Raw genomic sequence first — 12,187 nt, 5'->3', positions numbered from 1 at the left:
TTATTTACTCCCGACTACATCTGAAAAGCTCTTTTCCTGCTCTGCATATATAACCGGCACTTCTTTACTCCAATATTTGCGATTAACAAATAAAAAGATAAGTACTAAGTTTAATCCTGTTATAAAAATAATAAGTCCAGGAAAGAATGTCGTATAATTTGAGAAATCGGCAAAACTAATAATTTTTTCTCTACTTATTAGAAAAGACGCACCTATTACAAATGCATTGTTTAACATATGTATTGCAATTGGCATGAGTAAACTTTTCGTACGAATATATACGATTGACAATACGATGCTGAATATGGCTGCACCGAGGAAATCAACATGTAACAACGCAAACAATATTGCTACAACGATGGTCGCTATGCTCGTTCCCCATTTTGTTGCAAAACGTTGAAGTAAAAATCCGCGAAAAACAAATTCCCCGATAATTGGTGCGATGAATACGACCCTAATGACTTGAGATACATATCCCCCAGTACTATCTACAATTGGTTCATGCAGGGCGTTCATAATAAAGTCCGGTGTAATCCATGCAAAACTATACATATACAAAATAAGATACCCGTAACTAAACATGCATAACATAACCGTAATGTATAAAACTTGTACCAAGTTAAATGTTTCATTTTTATTAACAAATAATGAAAATGAAATGTGGTGCTTTCTATACTCATAAGAAATCCATACCATCGGAAGGATATAGAATATAAGGATATTTATAAAAGAAGAATTTTGTATATGAAATATACTTGTTAGCAAATCGCCACTACTTCTCGCTATTAAAATTAATAGTGCAAATACAATTAAAAAATATCTAGCTCGCATCACTTGAAACGGGTTCACACTCATCTCCTCCCCTATGTTACTTTTATCATATCATTTGATTCTTAATTTTTTGCGAAAGAAAACCTTAAAATTTCCTTAAAAATTCCATAAGTTACAAAATGATGATATGATATTCGAGAAAATTAGGAGGGATATTTATGTACCAAGCAAATATTTTACTCGTTGATGATGAAACAGCAATTTTACAATTACTAACTACCATTCTTGAAAAAGAAGGCTTTTCTCATATTACAACTGCAACATCAGCTGAAATAGCTTTATCTCTAACTAAGCAAAACAATTACGATTTAATTATTTTAGATGTAATGCTTCCTGGACAATCTGGTTTTGATATTTGTCCAATCATTCGCCAACAAACAGATTGTCCAATTTTCTTCCTATCAGCAAAAGCATCTGATTTAGATAAAATATCCGGATTTTCATACGGTGCAGATGATTATATTACGAAACCATTTAATCCATTAGAAGTAGTAGCACGTATGAAAGCACAGCTTCGGAGACATATGAAACAAACCGTACCACACGAACAAAAATCACACTCGATTTCATTTGGAAGATTTGAAATTGATCAGCACTCTGCAGAACTAACAGTAGATGGGCACATTGTCGAATGCTCCGCTCAACTCTTTCAACTACTACTCTTCTTTTGCGAGAATCCGAACTACGTATTTTCGAAAGAGGAAATATATGAAAAAGTTTGGGGAGCACCTGCCTATAATGGCGATGACAACACTGTTATGGTCCACATTCGAAAACTACGTGAAAAAATTGAACATGATCCAAGTAAACCAGAATATATAAAAACCGTTCGCGGGCTTGGTTATAAGTTCGTTACAAAGTAGGGTGACGATATGAATTTTAATAAACGACTTATTATTCAATTTATCATGCAACACGTTTTTGTTTTAGTTACATTACTTATCGCTGTAGTTGCTGCTTTTACTTATTTAATTTTTCTTCTTACTAGTACTTTATACGAACCTAACATTCCGGATTCTGATAGTTTTACAATTTCAAGATACATCTCTTCAGAAGATGGGCATATTTCGTTACAATCTGAAGTGCAAGATTTAATAAAGGAGAAAAATGATTGGCTCCAAGTTGTAGATGAAAACGGAAAAATCCTCTACCACTTTAATACACCAAATGATGTTCCGGATGCTTATACGAAGACATCTTTAGTCGCATATATACAGCATCATATCGAAAGCAATTATAAATTTACATATTGGGAAATTGAATTAGAAGAAAAGAAAGCACTTGTTATTTATGGTGGTATGTTAAAAAGCAATGCGTTACTGACAGCAATTCAAAAGGAGCATTCCTCTTTAACGATGGATTCGTTCGCATTAACAGATCAAGAAAAACAGTTACTGTCTAAAGAAAAAGCAACACTTCAAATATTTAATCAAAATGGCGAAGAGGTTTTTTCCTATCCAACTGGAAAGAAAAAAACATTTTCAGCAATACAAATTGCCCTTAATGAAAAAGAACCGTGGAATCATAAAGAAAACACGTCTAGCTTTTACGATGCAAATAGTGGCAACCTTCTCGTTGTAACTGCAAAAAATGAGCACTACTATCCAGATGACGAAATTGAAGATGTATTTACTAAGAAGTTTCTCATCGGATGCGGATTAATCCTTCTTATCGTATTTGTTTATTTAGTCATTCTTTCTATTTGGTACGGTAATAAATTCGGGAAACCGTTATTACATGCGATGCGCTGGCTTAAAAATATCGCTGGTGGAAAGTATGAAGAACCTATTAGTAAAAAAGGAAAACCCGTCAGGTTCCGGCGATCTGGTAAAGAAAAATGGTCATTCCGTTTGTTTAGAGATGTAACAAGTTCACTAGAACACCTTTCTATTACACTCAAAAAAAATGATGCGATGAGGCAAGTCCTCCAGCAAACACGAGAAGAATGGATTACCGGTCTAACACACGACTTAAAAACACCACTTAGCTCTATATATGGCTACGCATTATTACTCGAATCGAATCAATATAACTGGACTGATCGTGATATTCAGCAATTTGGTAGTGTTATGAAAGAGAAATCTCAATATATGACGACATTAATTGATGATTTAAGCTTAACGTATCAATTAAAAAATAACAGCCTTCCTGCCCAACACGTAAACGTTGAAATCAATCAGTTCGTCCAAAAAGTATTATTGCAATTTATTAACAATCCAACACTTCAAAATCAAAATATTGAATTCGTACCGAGCTCAAATAAAATTCAATATTTCATTGAAGAAAAATGGTTCCAGCGTATTATCGAAAACTTACTAGTAAATGCTGTAAAACATAATAACGAAACAACTACTGTCATCGTAAAATTATCACAAAACGCTAATTCCTTTACACTCTCCATTTCAGATGACGGAAAAGGAATGGATGAAAAAACGAAAGAACTTCTATTTGAACGATATTACCGCGGAACAAACACAGAAGAAAGCAACATAGGAACTGGACTTGGCCTAGCCATTACAAAACAGCTCGTTCATGCTCATAACGGGACAATTTCCGTTGATAGTGCACTCGGAAAAGGAACGACGATTATTCTTGTGTTTCCGTTTCGTTCGTAGGAAAGACGCTATGTGGCGTCTTTTTTTCTTTTCTGGGAGAGTTTTGCGGTAATTGAAATTATGCAGATCGTTTTTTTGGGGTGTTTTAGCGGTATATGAAATTATATCGGCGATTTTTTGAATATATCGGCGCAACTCGAATTATATCAGCGATTTTTTGAATATATCAGCGCAACTCGAATTATATCAGCGATTTTCTAAATATATCGACTTACCGACAAAAACCGACAATACTAACCTACTTCCTCTACTACTATACAAAGTAAAAATAACCCTTCATAACTCACTATGAAAGGTCACTCCATATTTCAGCTATTTCCCTACTAACACAAACACATTCTCATCAGGTGCTTCCATTACTGCAACATGTCCTGATTCTGTTGGAAATGGTTCGCGAATCCACTTTACATCTTTATTATCTTTTAAACTCTCATACGTTTGTTGTACATCTTCTACTAATACTTCGACTTCCATAAAATTAATATCCGGATGATTGCTTATTACTAACTCCGAACTTTTTTCATCTGGAAACTTCAATCCTATTAACGTCCAAATAGCTCCTTCTTCTAGTTCTCTTTCTATCATCCAGTTTTGCTTCATTCCCATTTCTTTATAGAAAGAAACTGATCTTTCTATATCTTTCGTATGTATAGATACACATTCTAGTTTTTTGAACATTTTCCCATTTCTCCTTTTATGAAAAAGCGAACCATCTCCCAATGATTCGCTCTTACCTTATTATTTTTTCTTCACCGGTATCCAAAGCTCTACTTGTGCAAACTCACTCTTATCTTCGTGGCAACGCTCATCGTACAGTTCAAACTCTGTAACTCCGCAATGTTCATACCCTGAATGCGGAAACCATTCTGAGAATACTGCATTCCAAGTTTGGTGAATAGACGATACCATTTCTTTATGAGGAACTTTCGGCGTTGTAAATACTGCATATGTTGCTGCAGGGAAAGTACGCTTTGCAATTTCATTTGGTACATTTTCAAAGTCTGTAACTTCCATTCCAATAATATAAGTGAAGTCCCCTGTTTCTAAATTAAAATCAGTACATAATCCAAGCTCTACCCATTGGCTCGTATCTTTACGATTCGGAATCGTTGTTCCAAGATCTTTTTGTAAATATTCTTGCCAAAATGCTGGGATGTCTTGATGGTTCTTCCCCTCTTTACTTGTCGTCTTCAGTTCATAACCTGCCATTAAAAATTCTGGTTTATTTACAATACGATATTCCATTTGTATGCCTCCTAAATACGGATTTAATTTTCTTTGCTTTACATTCACGCTGTAATACATCGGTGTTTCAATTTCTTGTTTTCGATATTCACTCGGTGTCATTTGAAATAATTTCTTAAAGGCTCTCGTGAACGTTTCGTGAGATTGAAAGCCATGCTCAAATGCGATATCAATAACTTTTTCATCCGTATGAGAAAGTTGGTAAGCTGCCCGGGCTAACCTCCGCTTTCGAACATACTCCATTACTGTATCACCTACTAATGCCTGAAATACACGATGAAAATGCGACTCAGAAAAACCTGCAATACGTGCTAAATTACGCAGCGTCTGTTTTTCCATTACATCTTCCTCAATATAATCAATTGACCTTTGAATTTGTGTTTCATAGCTTTCCATCTCTGTTCACCCGCCTTATATGTATTATGATAAAAGAGAATCCTATCCAATTCTTGACGTTTTTTACTATAATTCCATAAAAAATTGTAACTTTTTTATATGTATTTCGTTGTTATGTATGAAGGGAGGGAAATGTAGTGAAACGCAAACAATCATTAGAAGACATTTACTCCGAGCATATGCAAGATTTATTTCGCTATCTTCTCTCCCTAACCGGAGATTCCCACTATGCGGAAGATCTCATGCAAGAAACCTTTTACCGAATGCTCGTCCATATTGACTATTATAAAGGAGAAGAAATTAGGCCGTGGTTATTTACAATTGCCTACAATGCCTTTATCGATTGGTATCGTAAAGAAAAGAAATATAAAACAACAGAAGTTGCAGAATTCCATTTACCAAACGTTCCAAGTACAGAACATGCATATTTCGTAAAATTTGAGATTGCTAGTTGGTTAGAAAGTTTATCTTCTCTTCCGCTCGAACGACGAAATGCCCTGCTACTACGAGATTACTATGGATTCTCCTATAAGGAAATAGCAGAAATGACTGGTCTCTCATTAGCGAAAGTGAAAATTGAATTACACAGGGGACGAAAAGAAATAAAAAGCATAAAGGAGTGATACAGATGGGCTGTGCAGAATTTAAAAAACTATGGAAGAAGTATGAAAATGGAACGCTCACGCATGATGAACAAGAACTGTTAGAAAGTCATATTGAGTCATGTGAAGCTTGTGAAGCTTACTTAGATGAGCTGTTAACAAAAACAGAACCAATTAAGAAAAAGTTACCTCCAAAAGATCTTAAAATTCCTTTTTGGAGAATTAAGTGGAAACATCGTTTACAAACGTTTGGTTTTATATTATCAATTTGCATCGTTATCTATATAATCGGCGGGGTATTATCAGCCTTTTATTTTCAAGCTAATAATGATAAAAGGCTAAAAGAAATTAGAGAGGTTCCTTCTCTGGCACTTGAAGCAACTATTCCAAATAGCCGCGTTATGGGAGGCGGAACAAGTGTAGAAGCTTTTTTCCGTACGAATAGCCAATTTGATTTAGTAAGAACCGTCGGTAAAAAAGAAATGCCCCTCGGTACAATAGAAACAAAAAGCTTCTTATCATCTGTAGATATCACGAAGCAAACTTGGATGAATCCGTTCTATCAACCAAAACTCTTCTTTGTTCATCCAAAAACAAAGCAGGGTGATTATTTAAAGGATTCATCAAAAAAAGTATGGGATACACTTGCAAAAGTACATGATGGAACCGTTGCAGAAGTAGCAATTTCTTTTGATAAAGCTTACACTTTAAAAGAATTAGAACCGCTTTTATATAGCATATTCGAGGCACAAAAACTCCCTCCAACTCCTGTATGGTACGCTTTAGATACAGGACAAGAAAGAAAAAATGTAGATGACTATATCCTACATGGCGGAGAAGCTATAGGATTTCCAGAACATGTAAGATTCCTCGATAATGAAACTGACGGGCAGAAAACGCAAGAAGACAAAGTAACCGAAATGATGCGCGTCCTTTCTATCCATAAAAAAACAGTAAGCAAAATAGCAGCGCTTTCTGAGAAAGAACTAAACTTAGATAAACGTTATCAATATGTAAAGGATAACGGTGTAAAAGTATACGGAATTGTTATTACTGGCCCATCGAAAGAGTTATTAAAATTACAAAACTCCCCGCACGTACGTTATGCGACTCTTGGAGATATTGAGATTTGGAATTGGTTTGATCATTAATAAAAAAGAAGTAGCGCTCTAAAAACGATGCGCTACTTCTTTTTTAATTCGAAATCACTTTCACATACATCCCTCTCACCGCTTTTTCATAAGCAATATCACTCATCTGTCTTATGTTTTCTGACACAACAGACGACTGAACGATTTTCCCTTCACGAAGTAACGGCGGATCAATAAGACGCACTTTATTTTTCTGATGTAAATCATAATCGTTTCTATCTTCTTTTACTTTTACATTTCGATGAACTTTGCTTAATAAAGCTTCTACTTCGGGGTCATTACATTGCTGCAATTTCGAAATAAGCTCCTCATCTTCAAGAAGAAAATCATCTGCATGAATAATCCTTTTATGAAGAGCTACCTTTAACGTTTTCGCTAACATATCATTTCCGTAAATATTCATTGGTTCCATAAAGAAATCGATTACTTCCTTGTAATACGTTTCTGTAAACCATTCTGCCATTTCGACACTTTGAACAACCATTTTCCCATCTACAGCGATGACATCTTCTAAAAAACTGTGAACTTCTTCTAAAGAAACATACCCATATGTATACATATCTCGTAATGTATAATCCACTCTGTCTGCGCATAATTCTGGTGCTGACCTTTCGAGTAACGTCCATTTCGAATCATCTAACAAAATATCTTCATAGTTATAACCATACTTCGCAAGAATCGCTGGAATTTCTGAGTTTTTCACAACAGAACTAAATATCTCTTCATGATAACTTTCATCTTCATTATGAAAAACGTAATCAATCACGTGGGAAAAAGCAGTATGCGATACGTCATGCAGTAAACTAGCGATCTGTTCTTCTACTGAACCACCTAGTTTTTTCACTAACAACATAACACCAACTGAATGATCAAAGCGCGTTACATTCCATTTCTCGTTCATTAAGTAACTTGCGCCTGCTTGATGAATTCCCTTTAGTCTTTGCATAGACTTACTTGAAATTAATTCTTCTACTACTTGATCCACTTCAAATTCTCCGTATAGTACATCTGATATGATCACTTACAATCCCCCTTTATTTTAATCGAGTCTTATAATCTTATCTCTTTTATGAAATTAGCACCAACATAAATATTTATTGTTATTTGTTTTTATTTAAAAAAATAGAGAGCCATCAGCTCTCTATTTCATAACCCCTATTCAAATGTAACTTCTACCTGCACAATCTCCGACCTACTTCCAAGTCTAAGCGGTGGTCCCCAAAATCCAAATCCAGAAGAAACAATTGCGTGGAACGCGCCTTTTTGTGCGTATCCCCAGTCTAGCTCGTACATTCTTCTCGTTACAATATGATTGGGCGCCATTTGTCCGCGGTGTGTATGACCGGATAATAATAAATCTACACCTGCCGCTGCTGCTTGTTTCAACTCAAATGGCTGGTGATCCATTGCGATAACAGGCATCGATTTATCTACCGTACTCATTAATTGTTCAAAGCTTTGACGATCTCGCTCTGTTTTATCTCTTCTTCCAACGAGATAAAAGTCATCTTCAATTGTAATTACTTCATCTAAAAGAATACGAATATCAATCTTATCCATCTCTTGTAAAAACTCTGGAACCGCTCTACCGTAGTATTCATGGTTCCCTAAAACACCATATACGCCTAATGGTGCTTTCATTTGTTTCATGATTGGTCCCATATTCTTTTGAATGAACACACCTGGATGATCATCGATAATATCACCTGGCAGTAAAATAATATCAGGTTCCATCTCATTTACATGACGAACAAGTCTTTTTAAATGCGAAACGCCAGACAGTTTACCGAAATGCATATCAGAAGCCATCGCAATGCGTAAACTTTTACGCCCCTCTACCTTTTTCGGTATGTGCACCTCGTACTTTCTTACTACCGGACTATACGCATTAAATACTCCATACGCAAAGATAAAGATAAATGCAGCTATCACAGCCGCCCCTGTCCAAATAATTGCCGCTTCTTTCTCTACTGAAAACTGTAAAAGAAAGACCATAATATTAGCTAATGGCAACAACATAAGCGCATATTGTATAACCGCAAACCAAATCGAACCTATCGTTCGCAGAAATGGCAAAAACTTAAACACTTGCACGAGAATGTACGCATATGAAATAAATGCAACTATAAAAGCATAATATCCCCAAGATTCCCAGCCAAATACCGCATGAAGCCAAACCCATCCGTTCCAGCCGATGTAAAACATAAGTAGTGTGTATATAATTAATATGGTAAATATATTGAGATAACGAAGATTCTTCACAGCCAGCCTCCTTATTGATTTCTTCTATTATAACTTGTTATGCACTTATAACGTAAATATTAAGCGCTTCGCTCATCATAATAAAAACCTATAGTTGTTAGACTTGTATCTAACAACTATAGGCACCATTTATATCAACATTGTTTTTACAAATGCTCTTTATAAAAACTTGTTAATTTTTCAACTGCAATTCCTACTGGTTCTGGTTGATCGTATAAATCGTAATGACTCACACCTTCCACAACAAGTAAATCTTTTTTCTCTGAAGCTGCTTTCTCATAAAGCTCATGACCATCTTTATAAGAACCAAATGCACCTTGCTTACTGCCGACAATAATTTGCAGCGGCTGCGTTAATAACGTATCTGCTAAATGGAACGCATCAAAACCGATTACCGATCCCATACTCGTAAAGTTTAACTTATTTGGCGAGTTCACACTTTGACCTCGCGGCGTTGTGTAATACTCAACTGCTTCTACAATATCTATATCCGTCATACCCGCTGCTACTAACTCTTCCTGATTTTTAGGAATCCAATTTGCAATCATTTCCTCTGCTCCGCGTGCTTCAGCAGTACGTTGTTTACCAATTTCCTCTAACACACCAATCGGGTTAGACTCACGATTTAAACGACCGATATTTGCACCAACAACTGTACCAACCGCTTTAATGCGGCGCTCTGTCATCGCAGCATTTACCGCATAACCACCGCCTGCACAAACACCTAACACACCGATACGTTCTTCATCTATATAAGGAAGAGTAGTTAAATAATCTACTGCTGAGCGAATATCCTCAACTCGCGCAGCTGGCTCTTCAATATATCTCGGTGTACCTTCACTTTCACCTTGATATGACGCATCAAACGCAAGCGTTACATATCCTTGTTCCGCTAACTTCTCGGCATACAATCCTGCTGTTTGATCTTTACAGCTACTACCTGGATGCACACAAACAATCGATGGATTTTGTTTCTTTTCCTCAGCACCTTCAGGAATGTTCAAAATACCTGCAACTTGTAAACCTCTTGCATAAAATCTTATATTTTCCTTCGTAACTGCCATATATAAAACCACCCTTATCTTATTATTAATTTTACACTTGCGAGAGTTATTACTCACGTGTATATTTACAATAAAATGAGTAGAACCTTGTTTCAATGACCACATTTACGCATTTGGGTGATAATACACACATAAAGAAATATGTGTATCAATAACGGAGGAACACGATATGGAGAAAATCGATAGAAGAATTATAAAATCACAAAACGCCATTCAATCGGCATTTATAGAAATGTTAATTACAGATGGATTTGATGAAATTACAGTTAAAAACATTACCGAAAAAGCAAATATCGGAAGAAAAACGTTTTACTTACACTATCTAGATAAGTACAATTTATTAGATAAAATTGTGGACGATCATTTAGACCAATTAAAAGAAATATGCTACGAGAAGCAAAACAAAGAATTTATAGAAGGAACAATCATATGGTTTGAATACTTCAAAGAACACAAACCATTTTTCGCATCGTTATTTAGAAGCAACAGCACATTATCATTTCAGAAAAAGTTCCTAACGTTCATCATGGGTGAACTAGAAAAAAAATTAAACACAAATACATCCGTAAATAAAAACATTGATAAACAAATCGTTTTAAAGTTTTTAGGAACAGCTGTCATGGGCATTTTGGAATCTTACGTATTGGATGAAATTGATAGTGATGTTGCGTTTGTTGCGACGCAAGTTGGGGAGTTGATGAGGAGGAATATATAAAATGAAACTTTAATCAGTGGGGATTTATTCATCCCCCACCTAACTTCTTTGCTTTCGCTGCATTTTGAGGTGGGGGTCTTACTGCCCAGCAAATAGCGGGATAAAATAAAACCGCATCAATTTTCTTAATAAGGATTGATAAAATGCTATTATCTCTATCTTCCAAAACTCATCTATGCAATTATGCATAACCATCCATTCCGTTTTATTTTCATGTTACGATATAAATGTAATACGACATATATCGACAAAGATAAAAGGAAGTGATTGTATGAAACGTTCTAAAACATACTTAAAATGTTTAGCATTATCCGCTGTTTTTGCTAGTAGTACTATAACTCTTTCAACACCTGCTGCTTATGCTCAAACAACATCGCAAGTTGTAACAGATATCGGGCAAAATGCAAAAACACATACGAGCTATAATACATTTAATAATGATCAAGCTGATAATATGACAATGTCTTTAAAGGTAACTTTTATCGATGACCCAAGCGCTGATAAACAGATTGCCGTTATTAATACAACTGGTAGTTTTCTAAAAGCAAATCCTACTATAAGTGATGCACCTATTGATAACTACCCAATCCCTGGCGCTAGTGCAACATTACGTTATCCTTCACAATATGATGTTGCATTTAACCTTCAAGATAACAGCGCTCGTTTCTTTAACGTAGCACCTACAAATGCTGTAGAAGAAACGACTGTAACATCTAGCGTATCTTATCAACTTGGTGGCTCTGTTAAAGCTTCTGTAACGCCTAATGGCCCTAGCGGTGAAGCTGGTGCAACTGGTCAAGTAACTTGGTCGGACTCTGTAAGCTATAAACAAACTAGTTATAAAACAAATTTAATTGACCAAACAAACAAAAACGTAAAATGGAACGTATTCTTTAACGGATATAACAATCAAAACTGGGGTATTTACACACGTGACTCCTATCATTCTTTATATGGAAACCAACTTTTCATGTACTCTCGCACATACCTATATGAATCTGATGCAAAAGGTAATTTAATACCGATGGATCAACTTCCAGCGCTAACAAATAGCGGTTTCTCTCCTGGTATGATTGCTGTTGTTATCTCTGAAAAAAATACAGATCAATCTAACTTACAAGTCGCCTATACAAAACACGCCGATGACTACCAACTTCGTCCAGGCTTCACATTCGGAACTGCAAACTGGGTTGGAAACAACGTAAAAGACGTTGATCAAAAAACATTTAATAAATTGTTCACACTAGATTGGAAGAATAAGAAATTAGTAGAGAAAAAATAAAGAAAACCGAACCTCCATTTAGAT

General features: G+C 35.5%; 12 protein-coding genes. 6 read left to right on the top strand and 6 right to left on the bottom strand.

The window, feature by feature from the left end; all coding sequences use genetic code 11:
- Positions 1–849 (bottom strand): CPBP family intramembrane glutamic endopeptidase, encoded by an 849-nt coding sequence (locus BHV55_RS05960; RefSeq protein ID WP_001067984.1) that lies wholly within the window; start codon positions 847–849, stop codon positions 1–3.
- A 140-nt stretch (positions 850–989) separates the two neighbouring features.
- On the opposite strand from BHV55_RS05960, the gene BHV55_RS05955 reads away from it, so the two are divergent.
- Together BHV55_RS05955 and BHV55_RS05950 are read left to right on the top strand one after the other, a co-directional pair.
- Positions 990–1,694 carry a response regulator transcription factor gene (locus tag BHV55_RS05955; protein ID WP_029442109.1) on the top strand — a complete coding sequence of 235 codons (705 nt, stop codon included), beginning with the start codon at positions 990–992 and terminating at the stop codon, positions 1,692–1,694.
- A 9-nt stretch (positions 1,695–1,703) separates the two neighbouring features.
- Complete coding sequence (locus tag BHV55_RS05950; protein WP_001010440.1) at positions 1,704–3,446, top strand: sensor histidine kinase; 1,743 nt, start codon at positions 1,704–1,706, stop codon at positions 3,444–3,446.
- Positions 3,447–3,758: 312 nt separating this feature from the next.
- Here the strand turns inward: BHV55_RS05950 and BHV55_RS05945 are convergent, their stop codons facing one another.
- Positions 3,759–4,124 (bottom strand): VOC family protein, encoded by a 366-nt coding sequence (locus BHV55_RS05945; protein ID WP_000473642.1) that lies wholly within the window; start codon positions 4,122–4,124, stop codon positions 3,759–3,761.
- A gap of 60 nt (positions 4,125–4,184) precedes the next feature.
- Positions 4,185–5,087: an AraC family transcriptional regulator gene (locus tag BHV55_RS05940; protein WP_000446844.1), complete on the bottom strand. Its 903-nt coding sequence runs from the start codon at positions 5,085–5,087 to the stop codon at positions 4,185–4,187.
- A 137-nt stretch (positions 5,088–5,224) separates the two neighbouring features.
- On the opposite strand from BHV55_RS05940, the gene BHV55_RS05935 reads away from it, so the two are divergent.
- Positions 5,225–5,710, top strand: coding sequence for an RNA polymerase sigma factor (locus BHV55_RS05935; RefSeq protein WP_048568235.1), 486 nt, complete (start codon positions 5,225–5,227; stop codon positions 5,708–5,710).
- Between the two features lie 5 nt (positions 5,711–5,715).
- Complete coding sequence (locus BHV55_RS05930) at positions 5,716–6,840, top strand: anti-sigma factor (protein ID WP_000501653.1); 1,125 nt, start codon at positions 5,716–5,718, stop codon at positions 6,838–6,840.
- Positions 6,841–6,883: 43 nt separating this feature from the next.
- Here BHV55_RS05930 and BHV55_RS05925 read toward each other — a convergent pair whose 3' ends face one another.
- The 3 genes from BHV55_RS05925 to BHV55_RS05915 form a co-directional block, all read right to left on the bottom strand.
- On the bottom strand, positions 6,884–7,861 hold the full coding sequence (locus BHV55_RS05925) for an HD domain-containing protein (protein WP_058839349.1): 978 nt from the start codon (positions 7,859–7,861) through the stop codon (positions 6,884–6,886).
- 134 nt (positions 7,862–7,995) lie between these two features.
- Positions 7,996–9,102 (bottom strand): metallophosphoesterase, encoded by a 1,107-nt coding sequence (locus BHV55_RS05920; RefSeq protein ID WP_000793735.1) that lies wholly within the window; start codon positions 9,100–9,102, stop codon positions 7,996–7,998.
- A 146-nt stretch (positions 9,103–9,248) separates the two neighbouring features.
- The gene (locus BHV55_RS05915) at positions 9,249–10,166 is read right to left on the bottom strand and encodes an alpha/beta hydrolase (RefSeq protein WP_070757223.1); all 918 of its coding nucleotides are present in this window, start codon (positions 10,164–10,166) and stop codon (positions 9,249–9,251) included.
- 169 nt (positions 10,167–10,335) lie between these two features.
- Here BHV55_RS05915 and BHV55_RS05910 point away from each other — a divergent pair, with 169 nt between their 5' ends.
- Both BHV55_RS05910 and cytK2 read left to right on the top strand, forming a co-directional pair.
- Complete coding sequence (locus BHV55_RS05910) at positions 10,336–10,881, top strand: TetR/AcrR family transcriptional regulator (RefSeq protein ID WP_070757224.1); 546 nt, start codon at positions 10,336–10,338, stop codon at positions 10,879–10,881.
- 271 nt (positions 10,882–11,152) lie between these two features.
- Positions 11,153–12,163, top strand: coding sequence for a beta-channel forming cytolysin CytK2 (gene cytK2 / locus BHV55_RS05905; RefSeq protein ID WP_070757225.1), 1,011 nt, complete (start codon positions 11,153–11,155; stop codon positions 12,161–12,163).
- Positions 12,164–12,187: the final 24 nt, after the last annotated feature.

Source organism: Bacillus sp. RZ2MS9, assembly GCF_001816185.2.
GTDB classification, from domain to species: Bacteria; Bacillota; Bacilli; order Bacillales; family Bacillaceae_G; genus Bacillus_A; species Bacillus_A cereus.
Note: the sequence above shows the minus strand (reverse complement) of the source record. Positions and strands in the feature narration are given on the sequence as shown.

Coding starts and splice junctions, on each gene's coding strand:
- BHV55_RS05955 (WP_029442109.1), top strand. CDS start 990: ATGTACCAAGCAAATATTTTACTCGTTGATGATGAAACAGCAATTTTA.
- BHV55_RS05950 (WP_001010440.1), top strand. CDS start 1,704: ATGAATTTTAATAAACGACTTATTATTCAATTTATCATGCAACACGTT.
- BHV55_RS05945 (WP_000473642.1), bottom strand. CDS start 4,124: ATGTTCAAAAAACTAGAATGTGTATCTATACATACGAAAGATATAGAA.
- BHV55_RS05940 (WP_000446844.1), bottom strand. CDS start 5,087: ATGGAAAGCTATGAAACACAAATTCAAAGGTCAATTGATTATATTGAG.
- BHV55_RS05930 (WP_000501653.1), top strand. CDS start 5,716: ATGGGCTGTGCAGAATTTAAAAAACTATGGAAGAAGTATGAAAATGGA.
- BHV55_RS05915 (WP_070757223.1), bottom strand. CDS start 10,166: ATGGCAGTTACGAAGGAAAATATAAGATTTTATGCAAGAGGTTTACAA.
- BHV55_RS05910 (WP_070757224.1), top strand. CDS start 10,336: ATGGAGAAAATCGATAGAAGAATTATAAAATCACAAAACGCCATTCAA.
- cytK2 (WP_070757225.1), top strand. CDS start 11,153: ATGAAACGTTCTAAAACATACTTAAAATGTTTAGCATTATCCGCTGTT.